At 46.7% G+C, this 19,954-nt stretch carries 20 protein-coding genes, 1 tRNA gene and 1 pseudogene; 19 read left to right on the forward strand and 3 right to left on the reverse strand.

Going from position 1 to position 19,954, the window contains the following annotated elements:
* Positions 1 to 42 precede the first annotated feature (42 nt).
* From WKT10_RS02240 to WKT10_RS02255, 5 genes are all read left to right on the forward strand, one after another.
* On the forward strand, positions 43 to 471 hold the full coding sequence (locus tag WKT10_RS02240) for a hypothetical protein (protein ID WP_066547209.1): 429 nt from the start codon (positions 43 to 45) through the stop codon (positions 469 to 471).
* 96 nt (positions 472 to 567) lie between these two features.
* Positions 568 to 705 (forward strand): lysozyme inhibitor LprI family protein, encoded by a 138-nt coding sequence (locus WKT10_RS16005; protein ID WP_407407171.1) that lies wholly within the window; start codon positions 568 to 570, stop codon positions 703 to 705.
* 184 nt (positions 706 to 889) lie between these two features.
* Positions 890 to 973, forward strand: a tRNA-Leu gene (locus WKT10_RS02245).
* A 194-nt stretch (positions 974 to 1,167) separates the two neighbouring features.
* Positions 1,168 to 1,905 carry an ABC transporter ATP-binding protein gene (locus tag WKT10_RS02250; protein WP_066547211.1) on the forward strand — a complete coding sequence of 246 codons (738 nt, stop codon included), beginning with the start codon at positions 1,168 to 1,170 and terminating at the stop codon, positions 1,903 to 1,905.
* 14 nt (positions 1,906 to 1,919) lie between these two features.
* Complete coding sequence (locus tag WKT10_RS02255; protein ID WP_066547213.1) at positions 1,920 to 2,837, forward strand: SufB/SufD family protein; 918 nt, start codon at positions 1,920 to 1,922, stop codon at positions 2,835 to 2,837.
* 23 nt (positions 2,838 to 2,860) lie between these two features.
* Here WKT10_RS02255 and WKT10_RS02260 read toward each other — a convergent pair whose 3' ends face one another.
* Positions 2,861 to 3,841: an AraC family transcriptional regulator gene (locus WKT10_RS02260; RefSeq protein WP_340275207.1), complete on the reverse strand. Its 981-nt coding sequence runs from the start codon at positions 3,839 to 3,841 to the stop codon at positions 2,861 to 2,863.
* 171 nt (positions 3,842 to 4,012) lie between these two features.
* Here WKT10_RS02260 and rhaB point away from each other — a divergent pair, with 171 nt between their 5' ends.
* The 10 genes and pseudogenes from rhaB to WKT10_RS02310 all read left to right on the forward strand — a co-directional run bounded on the left by rhaB (position 4,013) and on the right by WKT10_RS02310 (position 13,827).
* Positions 4,013 to 5,419: a rhamnulokinase gene (gene rhaB / locus WKT10_RS02265; RefSeq protein WP_340275209.1), complete on the forward strand. Its 1,407-nt coding sequence runs from the start codon at positions 4,013 to 4,015 to the stop codon at positions 5,417 to 5,419.
* Between the two features lie 30 nt (positions 5,420 to 5,449).
* Positions 5,450 to 6,709, forward strand: a complete 1,260-nt coding sequence (locus tag WKT10_RS02270; RefSeq protein WP_340275211.1) for an L-rhamnose isomerase — start codon at positions 5,450 to 5,452, stop codon at positions 6,707 to 6,709.
* 14 nt (positions 6,710 to 6,723) lie between these two features.
* Positions 6,724 to 7,548, forward strand: a complete 825-nt coding sequence (rhaD, locus tag WKT10_RS02275) for a rhamnulose-1-phosphate aldolase (protein WP_066547224.1) — start codon at positions 6,724 to 6,726, stop codon at positions 7,546 to 7,548.
* A 13-nt stretch (positions 7,549 to 7,561) separates the two neighbouring features.
* Positions 7,562 to 7,876, forward strand: a complete 315-nt coding sequence (rhaM, locus tag WKT10_RS02280; protein ID WP_340275213.1) for an L-rhamnose mutarotase — start codon at positions 7,562 to 7,564, stop codon at positions 7,874 to 7,876.
* 151 nt (positions 7,877 to 8,027) lie between these two features.
* Positions 8,028 to 8,962 (forward strand): annotated as a pseudogene (locus WKT10_RS02285) (DUF2264 domain-containing protein); the annotation flags it as partial.
* Between the two features lie 12 nt (positions 8,963 to 8,974).
* Positions 8,975 to 9,721: a DUF2264 C-terminal domain-containing protein gene (locus WKT10_RS02290; protein ID WP_340275590.1), complete on the forward strand. Its 747-nt coding sequence runs from the start codon at positions 8,975 to 8,977 to the stop codon at positions 9,719 to 9,721.
* Complete coding sequence (locus WKT10_RS02295; protein ID WP_340275215.1) at positions 9,705 to 10,835, forward strand: glycoside hydrolase family 88 protein; 1,131 nt, start codon at positions 9,705 to 9,707, stop codon at positions 10,833 to 10,835. The genes WKT10_RS02290 and WKT10_RS02295 overlap by 17 nt, the downstream gene beginning before the upstream one ends.
* Before the next feature lie 98 nt (positions 10,836 to 10,933).
* Positions 10,934 to 12,712: a S8 family peptidase gene (locus WKT10_RS02300; RefSeq protein WP_417301755.1), complete on the forward strand. Its 1,779-nt coding sequence runs from the start codon at positions 10,934 to 10,936 to the stop codon at positions 12,710 to 12,712.
* Positions 12,713 to 12,821: 109 nt separating this feature from the next.
* Positions 12,822 to 13,559, forward strand: a complete 738-nt coding sequence (locus WKT10_RS02305) for a DUF5839 family protein (RefSeq protein ID WP_340275219.1) — start codon at positions 12,822 to 12,824, stop codon at positions 13,557 to 13,559.
* Position 13,560: 1 nt separating this feature from the next.
* On the forward strand, positions 13,561 to 13,827 hold the full coding sequence (locus WKT10_RS02310) for a helix-turn-helix domain-containing protein (protein ID WP_317439849.1): 267 nt from the start codon (positions 13,561 to 13,563) through the stop codon (positions 13,825 to 13,827).
* 13 nt (positions 13,828 to 13,840) lie between these two features.
* Here WKT10_RS02310 and WKT10_RS02315 read toward each other — a convergent pair whose 3' ends face one another.
* The gene (locus tag WKT10_RS02315; protein ID WP_340275223.1) at positions 13,841 to 14,680 is read right to left on the reverse strand and encodes a helix-turn-helix domain-containing protein; all 840 of its coding nucleotides are present in this window, start codon (positions 14,678 to 14,680) and stop codon (positions 13,841 to 13,843) included.
* A 148-nt stretch (positions 14,681 to 14,828) separates the two neighbouring features.
* On the opposite strand from WKT10_RS02315, the gene WKT10_RS02320 reads away from it, so the two are divergent.
* Positions 14,829 to 15,953 (forward strand): ABC transporter substrate-binding protein, encoded by a 1,125-nt coding sequence (locus WKT10_RS02320; protein WP_340275225.1) that lies wholly within the window; start codon positions 14,829 to 14,831, stop codon positions 15,951 to 15,953.
* A gap of 590 nt (positions 15,954 to 16,543) precedes the next feature.
* On the opposite strand, the gene WKT10_RS02325 is transcribed toward WKT10_RS02320, so the two are convergent.
* The gene (locus WKT10_RS02325) at positions 16,544 to 16,993 is read right to left on the reverse strand and encodes a helix-turn-helix domain-containing protein (RefSeq protein WP_178302864.1); all 450 of its coding nucleotides are present in this window, start codon (positions 16,991 to 16,993) and stop codon (positions 16,544 to 16,546) included.
* 152 nt (positions 16,994 to 17,145) lie between these two features.
* On the opposite strand from WKT10_RS02325, the gene WKT10_RS02330 reads away from it, so the two are divergent.
* Genes WKT10_RS02330 through WKT10_RS02340 form a run of 3 tightly spaced genes read left to right on the forward strand, consistent with a single transcriptional unit; the run spans position 17,146 to position 19,953 of the window.
* Positions 17,146 to 17,640: a hypothetical protein gene (locus WKT10_RS02330; RefSeq protein WP_178302865.1), complete on the forward strand. Its 495-nt coding sequence runs from the start codon at positions 17,146 to 17,148 to the stop codon at positions 17,638 to 17,640.
* Between the two features lie 33 nt (positions 17,641 to 17,673).
* Positions 17,674 to 17,892 carry a helix-turn-helix transcriptional regulator gene (locus WKT10_RS02335; protein ID WP_340275228.1) on the forward strand — a complete coding sequence of 73 codons (219 nt, stop codon included), beginning with the start codon at positions 17,674 to 17,676 and terminating at the stop codon, positions 17,890 to 17,892.
* A gap of 15 nt (positions 17,893 to 17,907) precedes the next feature.
* Positions 17,908 to 19,953: a transposase domain-containing protein gene (locus WKT10_RS02340; RefSeq protein ID WP_178302867.1), complete on the forward strand. Its 2,046-nt coding sequence runs from the start codon at positions 17,908 to 17,910 to the stop codon at positions 19,951 to 19,953.
* The last annotated feature ends 1 nt before the right edge of the window (position 19,954 follow it).

Below are 19,954 nucleotides of genomic sequence, written 5' to 3' on the forward strand. Positions count from 1 at the left end.
CTGTTTTGGCTTTGCCCTTTTTAACTGAAAGGGAGAATGTGTATGGATGGTAAAAGCAGAAGCTATATGAGGGCTGTATGTGCAGTTCTGGCAGCAGGACTTTTGACGGCGGGCTGTGGAAAAGAAGAAACAGCGGCAGCGGAAACAGCGGAGATAGCAGTCCCGGAAGCCGCAAAAAGAGCAGAGGGTTCGGAAACTACCGCATCTGCAGAGTTTTTTTCAGAGTTTAAAAATACGATGTTTATATTTTCAAGCGGTGCAGGTGCATGGAGGACGGAGCTTCAGATCCGGGAAGACGGCAGCTTTTCGGGACGATTTGAGGATGCCAATATGGGAGAAATCGGAGAAGAGAATCCGCAGGGAACCATATATGAGTCTGTGTTCACAGGCCGTCTTGGATCTCCTGTCCGGCTGGATGAAAACAGCTATCAGGTGGACATTTTGGAGATGGAATATGAAAATCCATTGTAAACAGAGGAAATTATGTTGTTGTGAATTCAGTCCATTCTTATGGTTTTGTGGGAGAGAATCCGGCAGTTCGGATGAGGGAGAGGGTAGCGGGATTGGATCAAAGACAAGGAAACGGATGCAGATGAGGCCGGAAAGGAGTTTGAAGGAGGAAGTATGCAGCTCATGGCATACAGTTTAAAGGCAATGGAGATTACCAGAGAGAGGGTCTATGAGCTGATGGAGCTGTTGGATTGATGGCTTGCAATGTTAATTACGGAGCATGGAAGATAATAAAGGCTAAAAAGCGGCAAAAAATCTGTTAAAAAATGGCGCAAAAAAGTTAAAAAAGTCGTTGACAAATCCGCTGCTATCCGATATAATAGTCTTCGTTGCTGAGACAGCCAGTAAGAATTACTGCTAAACAGCAAAAACAGAAAATGCAGAAGTGGCGGAATTGGCAGACGCGCACGGTTCAGGTCCGTGTGGTAGTAATACCTTGAGGGTTCGACTCCCTTCTTCTGCATGATATATGGCAGGAAGTCAGGAAACTGGCTTCCTGTTTTGCTATGTGACAAATGCAGCAGACATTTTTTGCCCTAAGAGGTAAATTATAATAGTAATTTGTCCATAAATAGTATATACTGTAAGTTGTGTGGCCATTTGCCGCAGATGCGGCTGGCCTTAAAACGGGACGAAAAGAGAGGTAGGAGTGTCATTATGCTTAGATTGGAAAATCTCTCCTTTGAAGTAAATGACGACAAAGGAGAAAAGGGCATTATCAAGGATATAAGCCTGACAGTAGATGATGGGAAATTTGTGGTGATCACAGGACCCAACGGCGGCGGTAAATCCACCACGGCTAAACTGATCATGGGAATCGAGCATCCCACAGGGGGAAAGATCTGGTTTGACGGGGAGGACATTACAGAAAAGAGCATTACAGACCGTGCAAAGATGGGTATCAGTTTTGCATTCCAGCAGCCGGTTCGCTTTAAGGGAGTTCAGGTGATCGATCTTCTACGTCTGGCTTCCGGCAAGAAGCTTACCGTGTCCGAGGCCTGTCAGTATTTATCCGAGGTAGGACTCTGTGCCAAGGATTATATTAACCGTGAGGTCAATGGCAGCCTGTCAGGAGGCGAATTAAAGCGCATTGAGATTGCCACCATTCTTGCAAGAGGGGCAAAGCTGTCCGTATTTGACGAGCCTGAGGCGGGAATCGACCTTTGGAGCTTCCAGAACCTGATTCAGGTATTTGAGCGCATGCGCCAGAATACAAAGGGTTCCATCCTGATCATTTCCCATCAGGAGCGTATTTTAAATATTGCCGATGAGATCGTTGTGATCGCAGACGGAAAAATCGTAAATCAGGGTACAAGGGATGAGATCATGCCAAAGATCATGGGAACGGCTTCTGCAGTGGATGCCTGCTCCGGTTTCCTTGATTCCGTGCAGTAAGGGAGGACATGAGGATGGATCAGATCGAAGAGAGATTATTAGAGGAAGTGGCTGACCTTCACGGAGTGCCGGAGGGAGCCTACAATATCCGTGCCAACGGCCAGATGGCAGGAAGAAATACAACCGCCAATATTGACATTACCACAAAGACGGACAAGCCGGGAATTGACATCCGCATTAAGGCGGGTACAAAGCATGAGAGCGTGCATATTCCGGTGGTATTAAGCGCCAGCGGCTTAAAGGAAGTGGTTTACAATGACTTCTATATCGGGGATGATGCTGATGTGGTGATCGTGGCAGGCTGCGGCATCCACAACTGCGGAGTCCAGGATTCGGAGCATGACGGTATACACCGCTTCTTTGTAGGTAAAAATGCTAAGGTTAAATACGTAGAAAAGCACTATGGCGAGGGAGACGGGGAAGGAAAACGTTTGTTAAATCCCGTTTCTGAAGTATATATGGAAGAAAACAGCCTGATGGAAATGGAAATGGTTCAGATCAAGGGCGTAGATTCCACCAACCGCACTAACAAGGCCGTACTGGCAGCAGGTGCAAAGCTTCTGGTTCGCGAGCGCCTTTTAACCCATGGAGATCAGGTGGCAGAAAGTACCTATGATGTGGAATTAAACGGAGACGGCTCCAGCGCAGACGTGGTTTCACGTTCTGTTGCAAAGGATCACTCAAAACAGATATTCAAGTCCAATCTGATCGGAAATGCAAAGTGCAGCGGCCATACAGAGTGTGACGCCATTATCATGGACGATGCCAAAATCGTAGCAGTTCCCGGTCTGGTGGCTGATAATATTGATGCGGCCCTGATCCATGAGGCTGCCATCGGAAAGATCGCAGGCGAGCAGATCGTAAAGCTTATGACTCTGGGACTGACAGAGGCAGAGGCAGAGGCCCAGATCGTAAATGGCTTCCTGAAATAAAGAGAAAGAGCCGGGGAAGGGATTTAACCCTCCTCCGGTTCTTTTTTTAACGCCATCCGGTATTGTCTGGGAGTCTGGCCAAAGGTCTGCTTAAAAATCCGGTGAAAATAGCTGAAATTTTCATACCCCACAGCCATGCTGATATCCAGCACGGACAGAGCGGTGGAACGCAGGAGAAAGCAGGCCTGGTTCAGCCGCTTTTTTTGAACCAGCTCTGTGTAGGTGCAGCCGGAGAGACGGCGGATGGCCCGGGACAGCCAGGTTAAGTCGCAGTGAAGCCGTGCGGCAAGAGAAGTCAGCTCTCCGTCCTTATAGTGCTCCTCCACATACTGGTAGACCTGCATGAGAATTTCCTGCTCAAATGAGGTGCGTCCGGCCTGAATACGGTCAGTGTAATTTAAAAGCTGCAGAAAGAGAAGCCCCATGGTGATCTGGTTCATAAGCCGTTTATTCTGAAGCTCATGGGAAAGGGTCCAGAGCAGATTTTCCAGCAGATTCTGGACGGGGAGGATGTCGGCAACCTTAAAATGCAGATAGGACAGGGGAGAGTCTGCAGTCTGGAGACAGCCTACCACAAAATCCCTCAGCATACTCTGTTCGGAGCCAAGCATTGCAAGGGTCTGATCAAAAAATTCCGGCAGAATGATGAAATTGACGGCCACATCCTCTTTCCCGGCAGGAAGGATTTCCTGAGAGGCATGCTGATTTAAAATCAGAAGCTCCCCTCTTTGAAGGATAAGTTCTGTGCCATTTATGATATGAGTGGTAGAACCGGAACACATATAGATCATCTCCACGTAGTTGTGAGTGTGTCTGGGAAAATAGACAAAGCGGGTGTGGGGGCGGAACTGGATCAGCCGCCCCTCTTTGAGCATCTTTTCGCTGGTGATCACAAAATCAGAGCCTTCTGAATAAAGGGTTCGGTCTATGCCTGTTTTTCCATCAAGGATATCCTGTTCTTCTTCTGTAATATGGCTCAGTTCCCTCAAAAGCTGTTCATTCATAAATACTCCCCTTATCTGTCTGCAGAAGGCATTTTTGCTGTTCACAGTATACCACAACTCTGCAAATAAGGACAGTTTTTTAGCCAAAAACCGTTCTTTTTTTGCCCGCTGCCTTCAGGTACAATAAAGCCATGACAAAACGTGTGATGAAACGGTAAAAGGAGGAGGGCTATGGAACTCTATTATCTGGCCATAGACATCGGAGCTTCCAGCGGCCGTCATATGCTTGGGCATATAGAGAACGGGAAAATGATCCTGGAGGAAATCTGGCGCTTTGAAAACGGCATGAAGGACCGGGAAGGAAGCCTGTGCTGGGATCTGGATGCGCTGTTTGAGGAAATCAAGACAGGAATGAAGCGATGTAAGGAACTGGGAAAGATCCCTGTATCTATGGGAATTGACACCTGGGCCGTGGATTATGTGCTTTTGGATGAAAAGGATCAGGTACTGGGAAAAACCTATGGATACCGTGACGGCCGCACTCAGGGAGTGGATGAGGATGTATATAAGATCATTTCGGAAGAAGAGCTTTACAGCCGCACCGGAATCCAGAAGCAGAGCTTTAATACCATTTATCAGCTGATGGCAGTAAAGAAAAATAATCCGGAGCACCTGAAGGCGGCAAAAAACTTTTTAATGCTGCCGGACTATTTTCATTTTCTGCTCACAGGACAGAAATGTTCGGAGTACACCAATGCAACCTCGACTCAGCTGATAAATGCACAGACAAATGATTGGGATCGGGAGCTGATTGAACGCCTGGGATATCCCCAGGAAATGTTCCTTCCCTTAAGCCAGCCGGGAACGTTGGTGGGAAGCTTTACAAAAGAAATAGAAGAAGAGGTGGGATTTTCCTGCGAAGTAGTTCTTCCCGCTACCCACGATACGGGCTCTGCTGTTATGGCATTGCCTGGTGAGGGCGATAAAAACCTCTATATCAGCTCCGGTACCTGGTCCTTGATGGGGATTGAAAATAAAACAGCCATCTGTACCGAAGAGAGCCGGAAACGGAATTTCACCAATGAGGGCGGATATGAATATCGTTACCGTTATCTGAAAAACATTATGGGACTGTGGATGATCCAATCTGTGAGAAAGGAATTGGAAAATAAGTATTCTTTTGCAGAGCTGTGCGCCATGGCTTCCAGGCGCAGCGATTTCCCCTCCAGAGTGGACGTAAATGATCCGGTATTCTTAGCGCCGGATTCCATGATCCGGGCGATCCGGGAAATGTGTGCAAAGACCGGGCATCCGGTTCCTGAAACACCGGATGAACTGGCCGCAGTGGTGTATGAAAGCTTAAGCGACAGCTACAGAGAGACCGCAGAGGAAATCGAAGGCCTTACGGGCAGTCATTATAATACCATCTGTATCGTGGGCGGTGGTTCCAATGCGGAGTATTTAAACCGCCTGACTGCTAAGAAATCTGGCCGCCGGGTGCTTGCAGGGCCGGGAGAAGCCACGGCCATCGGAAATCTGATGGCTCAGATGATTCAAAAAGGAGAATTTGACACCTTAGAACAGGCCCGCAGGTGTGTGGGAACGTCATTTTCCATCCATGAATATATGCCGGAATGATAACCAGAATCAATCGAAAGGAGAATTGTTATGAATCAGACAGAACGCTATGAATCAGCAAAAGAGATGTATAAAAGCCTGGGAATCGACACAGACCAGGTGATCCAGACCTTAAAAAACATTCCTGTTTCCCTTCACTGCTGGCAGGGAGATGACGTAAAGGGCTTTGATCAGGACGGCCCCCTAACCGGCGGTATCCAGACCACAGGAAACTATCCGGGAAGAGCCAGAACGCCTCAGGAGCTGATGGATGACATGGAGATGGCTATGAGCCTGATGCCGGGCAAAAAGAAATTAAACCTCCATGCAAGCTATGCCATTTTTGAGGAGGGGGAGAATGCAGACAGGGATCAGCTAGAGCCAAAGTATTTTGCGAAGTGGGTGGAATTTGCCAAAAAGCACAATATGGGCATTGATTTTAACCCTACCTTCTTCTCCCATGAAAAGGTAAAGGACGGACAGACCTTATCCAGTCCTGATAAGGAAACGAGGGAGTTCTGGATCCGCCATGGAAAGGCCTGCATCCGTATTTCCCAGTATTTCGCTCAGGAGACAGGAGTTCCATGCGTAATGAATATCTGGACAGGCGATGGCTTTAAGGATGTGCCTGCAGACCGGATGGGTCCCAGAATGCGCTATAAGGAATCGATTGAGGAGATTTTATCAGAGCCGTACGATCCAGAGCTTGTTAAGCCTTGTGTAGAGTCCAAGGTATTCGGTATCGGCGTTGAATCTTATACGGCAGGCTCCGCCGAATTTGCCCTTTCCTTTGCAGCAACCCATAAAGGAGTACTACCCTTAATGGACAACGGACATTATCACCCTACAGAGATGGTCTCTGACAAGATTCCCGCCCTTCTTTGCTTCTTCCCGGAGATTGCCCTTCACGTGACCCGTCCGGTGCGCTGGGACAGCGACCATGTGGTGATTTTTGATGATGAGACAAAGGAAATCGCAAAGGAGATCGTAAGAAATAACGCCTTAGACCGTGTTTATATTGCGCTGGATTACTTTGACGCCAGCATCAACCGTATTTCTGCATGGGCTGTGGGCTTTAGAAGCTTCCAGAAAGCACTGCTGTCCGCACTTCTTACGCCGGCAGCTCTGTTAAAGGAGCTTCAGGATGAGAACCGCATGACAGAGCTTATGATGATGCAGGAGGAGTTAAAGCTGTATCCATTGGGCGATGTATGGAATGAATACTGCCGTCAGTGCGGTGTGGAAAGTGACCAGAGCTGGTTTGAAAAAGTAAAAATATATGAGAAAGACGTACTGTCACAGAGAAAATAAGGAGGAAATTGAAAATGAGATTTTTAGATGCAGAATTTGTTCAGGGTTTTATCCGCATGGCAAACGACGGCTGGGAGCAGGGATGGCATGAGAGAAATGGAGGAAATATATCCTACCGTGTAAAGGATGAGGAAGTAGAGAGCGTAAAGGAAGAATTAGAGCCAAAGGAATGGCGTCCCATCGGAACTACAGTTCCAGCTCTGGGCGGAGAGTATTTCCTTGTAACAGGCAGCGGAAAGTATCTCAGAAATGTAATTATTAAGCCTGAGGATTCCATCTGCATGATCGAGTTAGATCAGGCAGGAGAGAATTACCGCATCGTATGGGGGTTAGTAAACGGCGGAAAGCCAACCAGCGAGCTCCCTTCCCACCTGATGAACCATGAAGTAAAGAAAATCGCAACAAACGGTGCATACCGGGTAATCTATCATGCCCATACGGTGAATGTGATTGCCCTCACCTTTGTACTGCCTCTGAAAGATGAGGTATTTACAAGAGAGCTCTGGGAAATGGCAACGGAATGTCCGGTCGTATTCCCTGCCGGTATCGGCGTTGTGCCCTGGATGGTTCCCGGCGGCCGGGATATCGCGGTGGCTACCAGTGAGCTTATGAAACAGTATGATGTGGCTATTTGGGCGCATCATGGAACCTTTGCCGCAGGCGAGGACTTTGACATCACCTTTGGACTGATGCATACCGTAGAAAAATCTGCGGAGATTCTGGTTAAGATGCTGTCCATGCGCCCGGATAAGCTTCAGACCATCACTCCTCAGAATTTCAGGGATCTGGCAAAGGATTTTCATGTAACTCTGCCGGAGAAGTTTTTATACGAGAAATAAAGGAGGCATCTGCATGATCCGAAAAGCCTTTAAGATGTTTTTATATCCGGGCATGGAAGAGGAGTATGAAAAGCGTCACAACCTGCTTTGGCCGGAAATGAAGGAAATGATCTACGCTCACGGAGGCCATAATTATTCCATCTATTTAGACCGGGAAACCCATGTGCTTTACGGCTATATTGAAATCGAGGATGAAGCGCTCTGGGCCGCCTCCGCCGATACGCCCATCAACAGAAAATGGTGGGACTTTATGGCGGATATTATGGAAACAAACGAGGATAACAGTCCTGTAAGCGTTGATCTTGCGCCGGTGTTTCATTTGGATTAGGGGGAACCGGCAGGAACAGAAAACTGAGGAAGCTGCAAAGTCCTTAATGGAGCAGTATCAGGAGATTTTAGACGAATTGAAAGCAGAATAAGAGATACAAAAGGAGAATGATATGAAGAAGAAAGCGGATTATCAGAAGATGCTCCTTAAAATGATACGCCCTCTGACCCGTCATTATACTGATGACGGGTTCGGACTTTATCTGGGAGCATTTTCAGCAGGATATGGAAACCGAATTGCAGAAATGGAAGGATTTTCCAGGGTTTTATGGGGGATGGCCTCCTATTGGGCCGGGGGAGGAGATGACGAAAGCCTTCTTTCAGTTTACCAGAAAGGACTGGCGGCAGGAACGGATCCTGAGGCTTCTTCCTACTGGGGAGATCTTCACAATAAGGATCAGCGGATGGTGGAAATGGCGGCTATCAGCTATGGCATTTTACTGGTGCCGGAAAAGCTGTGGGAGCCGTTAAGTGAGGCATCAAAGGATCATCTGGCAGATTGGCTGTATCAGATCAATCTTTATTCTCAGGCGGATAATAACTGGCATTACTTTAAGGTGATTGTCAATCTGGCGCTAAAGAGCGTGGGAAAGAAATGGAATCCTGAAGAAGTGAAAAAAGCCATGGACCGCTATGAGTCCTTTTATCTGGGAAACGGCTGGTATTCAGACGGAAACGGCCTCAGAAGGATTATTATGTGTCCTTTGGCATTCATTTTTACTGTCTGCTGTATGCACGGTTTATGGAAAAGGAAGATCCGGAGCATACGGCTCTTTTTAAGGAACGCGCAAAGACATTTTCAGAGAGCTTTATCTACTGGTTTGATGATGAGGGAAAGGCCCTGCCCTTTGGCCGTTCTCTGACTTACCGGTTTGCACAGGCAGCCTTTTTTTCCGCCTGTGCCCTGGCAGGAGTGGAGTGTATTTCCTGGGGCGTGATGAAGGGGATTGTGGCCCGTCATCTGGATTACTGGATGAAGCAGCCGATTTTTGATAATGGAGGAATCCTGACGGTAGGTTATACCTATCCAAACCTTCTTATGTCTGAGACGTATAATGCTCCCGGTTCTCCCTACTGGGCCTTAAAGGCCTTTGTATTTTTGGCTCTGCCGGATGATCATCCCTTCTGGCAGGCAGAGGAGGAGTCTCTTCCTTCCCTTGAGCCGGTTCAATGTATCCGGGAATGCGATATGCTGATCTGCCACAGGCCTCATGAGGCAGTGGCTCTTACAGCCGGACAGTATCCTACCATGGAGCATCCCATGGCGGCGGAAAAATATGCCAAGTTTGCTTATTCTACCGTGTTTGGATACTGCGTATCCCGTTCCTTCCATTGTCTGGAGCAGGCCGGGACAGACAGTATGCTGGCATTTTATGTCCATGGAATGTACTATGTGCGCCGCAGGTGTCTGGAGCATAGGGTAACAGAAACGGAAGTTTATGCAAGATGGAGTCCCATAGAGGGAATTGAAGTGGAAACCTGGCTGATTCTGGCAGAGGGAGGCCATCTGCGCAGGCACAGGATTGTAAGCCGGCTGTCTTGTGAGGCCTATGACTGCGGATTTTCCTATCCGGACTGCATGGAGCAGACCAGCCAGACAGAAGAGGAGCATATGGCGGCAGTGTGGGATGAAAATGGTGAAAGCCGTCTGAGTGCTTCCATGGGTCAGGGAACGGTGATCCGTCCTTTTTCCAATATGAACCTGATTTTTCCAAATGTGCGTATTCCTGCGGTACATCTTGCTATTGAGCCGGGCGTTACGGAATTTGAAAGTATGGTTACAGCTTCTTTTACACAGAAGGATATTGTGATCGGAGGAGGAAACTGTTATGCCTTACGGGATTGATAATGAAACAGAGGAATGGTTTAAAGGCCTGGAGAAAAAGTTGTATGCAAAGCTTAAGACCCAGTGCCTGAGGCTTGGGAGCATCATGCCCTATGTGCCGGAGCATGGCTGTTACTATGATATGGGGGCCAGAGAACTGACTGCCTGGACGAACGGCTTTTATGCCGGTATGCTGTGGCAGATGTATCACGCATTTAAAGAGGAAGAGTTCCGCAGGGCCGCAGAGGGGATAGAGGAGCGCCTGGACGCTGCCCTTGAGGAATTTGTAAAACTGGATCATGATGTGGGTTTTCTGTGGCTTCACACGGCGGTAGCCGACTGGAGGCTTACAGGCAATGAAACCTCCAGAAAGAGAGGCCTCCATGCAGCCGGGATTCTGGCCGGAAGGTACAATCCGGCCGGACATTATATCCGGGCCTGGAATGGAGTACGGCAGGGAGTTGCCATTGTGGACTGTCTTATGAATCTGCCGCTTTTATATTGGGCAGCACAGGAAAATGAGTCTCCTGCCTGGAAGCAGATTGCCATAGAGCATACGGAAATGGCCCTGCGCTATATTCTGCGGCCTGACGGTTCCAGTAATCATATGGTGGATTTTGATCCCGAAACAGGGGAATATAAAGATAATCCCGGAGGACAGGGATATGAAAGCGGCTCCTCCTGGAGCAGAGGCCAATCCTGGGCCATTTACGGGATGGCTCTGGCATACCGTTATACGAAAAATCAGGCCTATCTGGATGCAGCCAAGCGGTCGGCTCATTATTTTATGGCAAATGTTTCTTTAAATGACTATATCCCCCTTCTTGATTTCAGGGCGCCGAAGGAGCCGGTTTATATTGACACTACTGCCGGAGCCTGTGCGGCCTGCGGCCTTTTAGAACTCTCAGAGCATGTGGGAGAATATGAAAAGCCGCTTTATGTACAATCCGCTTTAAGATGCCTGAAGGCGGTTCAGGCATTTTGTGAGTGGGATCCTGATAAGGATTCGATCCTGGACGGAGGTTCTGCACGGTATGACAGGGCCTCAGACCGCCAGGTCCCGATTATTTACGGCGATTATTTCCTTACAGAGGCTATTCTGCGTTTTAGAGAAAAAACATTTTTGATCTGGTAAAAAATAGGTATAATACGAATGCCCGGGACATAGACTCAGAGGGAAAAAAGCCCTGCTGAGGGGATGATTCTTCCGGGAGGAATATGTCTTTGGATGTAGTGGATCAGAAGCGGGAAAATCTTTTAAATCTGGCTTTAAGTGCTTCAGAGGAAGAACGTCTTAAATCAGAAAATCTGGAAATAGGATACGATCCGGAAGATAAAACATGGGAGCTGATCCTGCGTTATTCGGGAAATCTGAACCGCCTGAGAGAGCTTTCGGATCAGGGAGTCACGGTGAGAGAACTTTTTAACGGATATGCCATTGCCAGAGTTCCCCAGGGGCTCTTAGACCAGGTCAGCGGTCTTCGTGAGATTCAGTATATCGAAAAACCAAAGAGGCTGTTCTTTGCCATGGATATGGCAAAGGCAGCCTCTTGTCTTTTGGGGATTCAGCCGGGGAGAAGAGAGGGAGGAAGGCCATCTGGAACGGAGCCGGGCGGACATACGGGTGGTCTGGAGCGTGGACTTACGGGAAAAGGGGTGATCCTGGGAGTCATTGATTCAGGAATTGATTATCTTCACCTGGATTTCAGAAATGAAGACGGCAGTACCCGGATTTTGTATCTGTGGGATCAGGACCAGGGACAGGTCTATGACAGAGAGGATATAAACCGGGCGCTGAAAGCATATGGGGAACAAAATGACAGGAGAGCGGCTCTTAACATAGTGCCTTCTGTGGATGTCAGCGGCCACGGCACCGCAGCGGCAGCCATAGCTGCGGGAAACGGACGGGGAAGTGATGGAGTTTACCGGGGAGTGGCCTATGAAAGCGAGCTTATTGCAGTAAAGCTGGGAACTTCTCCCAAGGACAGTTTTCCCAGAACCACTCAGCTTATGGAAGGCCTGGATTTTATATTAAAGAGAGCCATTCTGCTTGAGCGCCCGGTGGCTGTTAATGTCAGCTTTGGAAATACCTATGGTTCCCATGACGGAACCAGCCTCCTGGAAACCTTTATGAATGAAGCCTCCAATTACAGCCGAAATGTAATTGTCACAGGTACGGGAAACGAAGGAGCGTCAGCAGGCCACACGGCGGGACAGCTTGTCATTGGAGAAAGGGAAAGGATTGAGCTGTCTGTAGCTCCCTTTGAGACCAGTTTCAGTGTACAGCTCTGGAAGTCCTATGCAGATCAGTTTTCCATTCTCCTTACAGCGCCTGATGGACGGAGCCTGGGGCCGATTGAAGAACGGCTGGGGCCTCAAAGACTGGAAAATGGAAATACACGTATTCTGATCTATTATGGAAAGCCCAGTCCCTACAGCCGGGCTCAGGAGGTTTACTTTGATTTTATTCCTTTGAAGGATTACACCGACAGCGGGATCTGGACCTTTCAGCTGACACCAATAGAGCTTGTCACAGGCCATTATGATTTCTGGCTTCCTTCAGGCCGGATTTTAAATCCCTCCACCCGTTTTCTTCGTCCGGTGCCGGAGACAACACTTACGATTCCTTCCACAGCATCAGGGGTTATTTCTGTAGGAGCATATAATGATTCAAATCTGGCATATGCGGATTTTTCCGGCCGTGGCTTTACCAGGCAGACCAGGCAGGTAAAGCCGGATCTGGCTGCTCCCGGAGTCGATATCGTCACCGCAAAAGCAGGAGGGGGATATGAAGCGGTGACAGGAACCTCCTTTGCAGCCCCATTTGTCACGGGGAGCGCGGCGCTTTTGATGCAGTGGGGCATTGTAGACGGAAACGACCCCTTTCTTTATGGGGAAAAGGTAAAGGCCTACCTCATCCGCGGCGCCCGCCATCTTCCCGGTTATACAGAATGGCCGAATGAGAGGGTGGGGTATGGGGCGCTGTGCGTAAGAGAGAGTCTGCCGGTTTAAAAATACGTTTCTTATATACTAAAAATCAAGCGTTCTTCTTGACAAAAAGAATCATATACGATACATTTAATGTATCATATATGGTTCCTGTGAAAAAGGAGGATTTTTAATGAATGAGTCATTGTATGTATATTTAAATCTGGATACGGAAAAGGAACAGGAAAGTGAAGAACTGATCCGGCGGATGGATCAGCTGCTTTTGACCGCAGGCATGAAGTACTCCGGTATTTCAAATATGTACATTCCGGTGGACATACAGAAACGTGACCGGGCGGTTTTTCGCGCAGAGGAGCTATTGAGAAGCACGGATTGGCTGAAGGGAATTCTGGCATACAGTGCTGTGGGGACGCTGACCAATGCCTGTCCGATCGAAGAAATTCAAACAGACAGTATGCAGGATCCTATGCCGGGAAAGCTAAGGTATTATGAGCAGTATTATCAGAAAACGAATCATTTGCCGCACGGAATTGTAGTAGACGAGAACAGGCAGCTCAGAGATGGTTATATATCATATCTTCTGGCTAAAAAGTATCATGCACGCGCAGACGTCTGCGAAATGGTATCGGGACAGCCGTTAAGAAAGCTGGTTACGGGGGTTCATGTGGTATTTCGTGACGGGAAATGGATAAAGAAGACGAATAAAGGATATAATTGGATTTACACAAAAAAGGCGCCGGTTATTCCGGGAGATATTCTGTTGGTGGATACAAAGAGAGGAACGTCTTTTATATGCGTAAGCAGAATTACCTATATTGCCGGACAGGAGTTTTGTTCAAACTATAAGAAGGTCAGAAAACATATGAAAATACACATGGAAGAAGCGAAAGATACAAATTATGGGAAATAGTATGGATTATATTTATACATCAGGCGAACAGAAAGTCATAATAGAGGCGGAGCAGAAAAATACCAGACGTTCTGTTATTGAACAGTATGTGCAATGCCGGAAAATGCAGGGAATGACACAGGCGGAACTTGCGAAAAGAACAGGAATCCCGAGAAGCAATATTACAAGATTTGAAAGCGGCAGTTACAACCCGTCTCTGGAGCTGTTGGTACGGATTGCGGCAGCACTGGGGATGAACTTACAGGTGCAGCTGACAGCGAAGGAATGAACGGCAGATAGGATTATCCGCAGTCATTCATCCCCCGGTACTCTGTAGGCGTAAGCCCCAGAGTAGCTTTGAAGGTCCGGCCAAAATACATGGCAGAGTTAAAGCCGCATTCCATGGCGATATCAGTTATGCTTTTTTGGGTATTATGAAGCAGCTCACAGGCTTTCTGTATTTTCAGCATATTGATATACTGAAAAATAGTAAATCCCGTAAGCTTTTTAAAGGTTCGGCACATATGGCTGGGAGTGATAAAAAATGTATCTGCAATTTCCTCCAGATTCGTCAGCGTGAGAAAATTTTCATGGACATAGGTAATCAGAGGAGACTGGATAGCAGGGGAATGCTGTAAAGGATCGGGATTTTGCTTTTTTGAGCACAGTCCGGGATGCTCCTCGATGGATTTCGCAAAGATAACCAGCAGTTCGGCCACATTCAGATAGGTGGATGGAGCCAGATGGTAAAAATCTGCATGGCTGAGTTCATTTACAAGGGCAGCTGCACGATAATAATGCTCTGGGGACAGAGATAAAACCTCATACTGAAAGGGGCGCATCAGTTCCTTTACAGCCTGCTCTGAGAAAAAGTCATGGAGAAATTTATCTGTAAAATAAATAACAGTCCGTGTATGTAAATCCAGGCTGATAGACTGGTGAAGGATATGGGGTTTCAGCAGCATAACATCATGGGGAGACAGTTTAAAAAAGCTGCTGCTTACAATGTGCTCATGGGTACCCAGATCCTGAATATAAATTTCATAAAAATCGTGATAGTGCATTTCCGGCATAGCGTGCCGGATCTGCCGGTCAATTTCCATCCTGAATTCGGAATCCATTTTATATTTGCTTGCCTTCATGGTAACTCCTTTTAAATTGATATCAATATTGTATTAATAAGTGCAAAAAGAGCAAAATCAATCATACATTCTGCATATGATTGCTCTATAATGATTCTATCATATTCAGCAATATAATTGCAATAAGGGAATCAGGAGGTAAAAAACAGTGACAAAACGATGGATAATGGGTTTGGGATTTGTGGCAGCTGCAGCAACTTTGACTGCCTGCGGACAAAATGAGGAGACAACTGCAGCAGCCTCTTTTGGGCAGGAGGCTCAGGCGTCTGAGAATGGAGATTCTTCCGGGGAAATCACATTTTGCTGGTGGGGCGGTGATTCCCGGCATGAGGCTACAGAAAAGGCAGTAGAGGCCTTTATGAAGAAATATCCGGAGATTAAGGTTACAACGGAGTATGGAGCATGGAGCGGCTGGGAGCAGAAGCAGTCTCTGGCATTATCAAGCGGCACAGCGCCTGATCTGATGCAGATTAACTGGAACTGGATTGACAATTATGGAAAGAACGGCACAACATTTCTGGATTTAAACCAGTTTAGCGATATCATTGATCTGACGCAGTTTCCGGAGGAGGTGCTGGAGCAGTGTACGGTAGACGGAAAGCTGATGGCGATCCCGGTTTCCAATACGGGCTGTCTGTTTTTCTGGAATAAGGCAACCTTTGATACCATCGGATGCGAGATTCCAACCGATAAGGAATCTTTGATGGAAGCGGGAAGAAAGTTTAAGGAATATGGGGATGAATATTATCCCATTGTATTTGACGGCGGTTACAGCCGTATGCTTCTTACGGTATACTATCTGGAATCTGTATACGGAAGACCCTGGGTTGAAGATGGAGAGCTTCAGTATTCTGAGAAAGAGGTAGCAGAAGCCCTTACGTTTATCACAGAACTGGAAGAGGGTCATGTGATCCCGACACTTGCAGTGACAAATGGCGATATGGTGGATTCTACTGATAAAAATCCTAAATGGATTGACGGAAAGTACGCGGGCGTATATTCCTGGGATAATACAATCATTAAGATGGAGGATGCAATTCAAGAGAGTGTAAATGTCCCAAACCAGGAGCTGGTTGTAGGAGATTTCCTCAAATTCGGAGATTATCAGGGCGGATTTACAAAGGTTTCTATGGCATTTGCGATTCCTGCTACCTGTGAAAACCCCGAAGCAGCAGCTACGCTGATCAATTATCTTTTAAATGATCCTGAAGGCGTTGAGCTTTGCGGTCTGGAGCGGGGAGTGCCCTTATCTGAATGTATGTTGACAAGATAATTGACAAAACGGGATAAGGTGGGACAACTGGGGATTAGATGGGAAAAAACCTTATAAATACGGGATTTGTGGGGATTGAGAAGGGATTGTGGAGAGGTAAAATTGACAAATAAGATGTCAGAGAAGTGGCATAAACGGAAGGAGTGCAAAAGCACTCTTTTTTTGTGCCTTAAAAAAGAGGAGACGACCGGAAAAACCGCATAAATGCAAGCTTTTTCCGGTCGTCAAGGATGTACCCGCATGAGTGTGGCATGCTGTTGTTGGGTACGAGTATAGTATAACAGATCAGCCTGCTTCTGTCGAGAGGATGAAGCGTTAAAGATGAGCGTTAAACCGTTAAAAATAGCGTTAAAAAAGGTGTTAAACAGTGTTAAATGGCATTTTTAGCGTCAAAATAGTGTTAAAGAAATAGGATAACAGTATAAGAAAAGCTTTGAAAACAGTAAAAAGCAATGTTGCATTTAAGGAAAAATATAAAAAAGATGCGTCTTTGTTGTATTTACTTGCTTTGTGAGCTATTTGTACCCTATAAAAGATGATTTTACAATGATGCAAAAAATGATTTAAAACTAAATCATTTTAGATAAAAATTAAGCGATTGAAATATTTTCATTTTCATCAGAGGAACTATTTGTTTTTTCGTCGGTTCTGTCGGTATTCATCGAGCGAATATATTCTTTTTTGCTATCACATATTTTTTTGTATTTTAGATATACAAAATCATAAATGTCAGATTGTTGTTCTGATGATAATACTCTTAACATTGTTAATAATTCTTTCTCATGTTCTGAAATAGTGAACTCTGAGGTAAGTGGATTCTGTTCTGATTTTGGAACAAAATTATTTCCGGTAAGTAACCAATCAATAGAACACCCTAATATTTGACTTAGAGAAAGTAGAGCAGAAACAGAAGGTTTATTTTTGTCATTCTCCATTCCACTAAGATTTCCCTTAGATATCCCTGTTAATTCTTGTATTTGATTCATTGTAAGTTTTTTTTCCTCGCGTTGATGACGTAAGCGTGTTCCAATTGTTTCCATAAAAACCTCCGTTTTAATAATAGAATTTTTGGTTCTAAATATAAAACTTGTCATTTGACAAGTTCTAAGTTTAGAACTATAATGTTTTTAGAATGATTTAAAACTAAACCAAGAATAACACAAATTCTAAAAAAAGAACAGGAGAGAAATATATGGCATCATTACGTGAAATCGCCGCAGCTAATGCGGAAGAAATCCGAGACGGAATTGCCTGGGTTATTGTTTGGAAAACAGGCCGTAGCTGGCATGCCAAACCGGTGTGGCTTAATTCAGAGACGGATAAGCTTGGACCCGAAGATGAGAAGCAGGTTCAGGAAATTTTACAGCAGGATCCTAATGCAGTGATGATCAACGGCTATTATTCCGGACATCTGGGTGAGAGTATGACACTCAAAGAATTAGAAGACGGTATTCGCTGGCATTATGAAAAAGACATTCGTTTGAGAAACAGCACAATCTTTGAGCAGCCGGAAGAAGAACGGGAAGGACATCCGGATGTACTGGGACAGGCCTCCAGAAGTTATCTGTTTAAGAAGCCGAAAGTTTATAAAGCAGGGAACAGGGGTTCACAGTCAGCAAAGTATGCTTTTCGTATTCTATCCAGAAGAAAACGCAGGCAGGCTGTTTGCAGCAGGGAACCACCCTGATAACCGGATTTGATGGAAAGGAGGCATGGACAGGTGCGAAAGACTACAAAATTAACACCATTAGGAAAATACATCACCAAGGTTTTGGTTGACCGCGAAATGAGTAAGGCAGAACTGGCAAAGCAGGTAGGTATTTCCCCCCAGTATCTGAATTGCATTATCCGGGGAATGCGTTCTGGCAAAAAGTATATGCCGTATATTGTTAAAGTCTTGGAACTGGATCCTAAAACGGTGGAGGATTTAATTGCATAGGAGGGAGGTGAAAACATGGATCTGACGTACATCACATTGGAAGAAGCAGCTGTGTATGAGGGAATGAAGTATCGTGGTATGGCATCAAGAGTCAATCGAAATCCAGATGAGTACGACTTAAAAACTCAGCCGCGAGAAGGCGGAGGGCGTCCGCAAGTCCTTGTCTCAGTTGCCTCCCTGTCTCCCAAGGCCCGCAGGGCCTACAAAGCTGCTCAGGCAGTTGATCAGGAAGAGGCTCCGGCCAGCGGGGAAGAAACGCCGCCCTGGTATGTGGAAGCAGATCTAAATTCTTACATCGAAAGCAACAAGCGTAAATTCTATGAAGCTGTGGAGCTGGCGAACCAGCTGCAGTGCTTTATTGATTATGATGAGCGTGAAAAGACTACTTATGCAAGCGAGTTTGCGGCGTCTTTGGGGATATCCCAGCGAACCCTCTACCGGTATGTGGGGAATATCATGGAAGCCCAGGCATGGGCGAGACGGCTGGAGCAGAAGGACGGGCACAGCAGGGATTATTTTAAGGTGTTGAGCTTGTGCCGGAAGCCGCGGGTTAAAGATAACTTCCCATCTCTTCCGGAGGAACAGAAAGCTTATATTGCGGCGGTGTGGTTCAGCCGGTCTTTCTGCCAGAACCTTGGAACACGGGAAATGCTGTATGATGCATTGAAAGTGGAAGCAAAACGGCAGGGCTGGGAGTGTCCGTCTATGAGGACGGTCGGGCGTTACATAAGCTACCTGATGGAACAACGGGGAGCCAGAAGCGCCCAATACCTGGCAGCTAATGGGACACGGGAATGGAAAAATAAGATGATGCTCAAAACCAAGCGGGATTCCACTGCCCTTAAGGTGATGGAGTATGTGGTTGGCGATGAACATACCTTTGATGTTTGGGTACAGTACACTGCCCCCAATGGAAAGATAAAGGCAGTACGTCCCAAGCTGACTGCCTGGGAGGATATGCGGAGCCGTGCGATCATCGGGGACGTCATTTCTGTTGATGCTGATAGCCAGACCCTGAAAGACAGTCTGGTAAAGATGATCTACAGTGAGATCGGTGGAGTGCCGAAGGTGCTGCATATTGATAATGGTAAAGACTACACTGCAAAAACAATGACTGGACAGAACCGGAAAGAACGTAAGATTGAGTTTGACTTTGACGCTGAGACAGTTGGATTTTACCAGTCCATTGGGATACAGGAGGTTGGGCGTTCCCTTCCATATCAGGCATGGGATAAACCGATTGAACGTTTTTTCAATACCGTATGCAACAAGTTTTCCCGCTGGTTTGCCAGTTATACAGGAACTTTGACCGGATCTAAAACCTATGCGAAGAGGAATAAGGACATTGACGGGATGCTGGAACGGGGAGAGCTCTATACCATGGAGGAATTTTTTGAGCTGTGGACTCAGTGGAAACAACAGTATATGCAGACGGAGCACCGGGCTCTCAAGAGTGCAGGGGAGAAATGGAAGACGCCGTTAGAAGTATTCCAGAATGCGGAGCGCTATGAGAAGGCAGCCCCACCATGGGATTATACCGTTTCTCAGCTTATGCGGTCAGCAACAGCCAGAGTTACCAATCAGGGGATCAACCGTTTTGGGGTGCTGTACACCAACTATGAATTATCCTTTTACATTGGGCAGACAGTCCGGATCAAATGGGATCTTGATGATGTTACAAAGCTGTATGTTTATGACATTAAAAGTGGCGAAAAGATATGTGAAGCAGAATCGGCGGAGCTTTTGCACTATTACGGCAACGTATCTCAGGAAGCGCTGGAAAAGCATCTGCGCAACCAGAAACGCCAGCAAAAGGAAACACAGGAATTTCTGGACGCTGTTCGGAAAGGTTATACAGAGCTTGTGGATGAAGGACGCAAGACTGCAACTGTTGGAGGGCTGGATCTGGCCCTTAAGCCGGAGCGTAAACAGAAGGTGGTTTCCCTGCCGGTGGATAAGGAATACCGCCAGGGACGTAGACAGAAGAAAGCAGAAGAGAATGAGTTTTTACAGAGCAAAGGAAATGAGGCTCTGGAGCGTTTAAGGGCTATACAGGGATAAA

Source organism: Enterocloster sp. HCN-30185 (assembly GCF_037890305.1).
GTDB lineage: Bacteria > Bacillota > Clostridia > Lachnospirales > Lachnospiraceae > Enterocloster.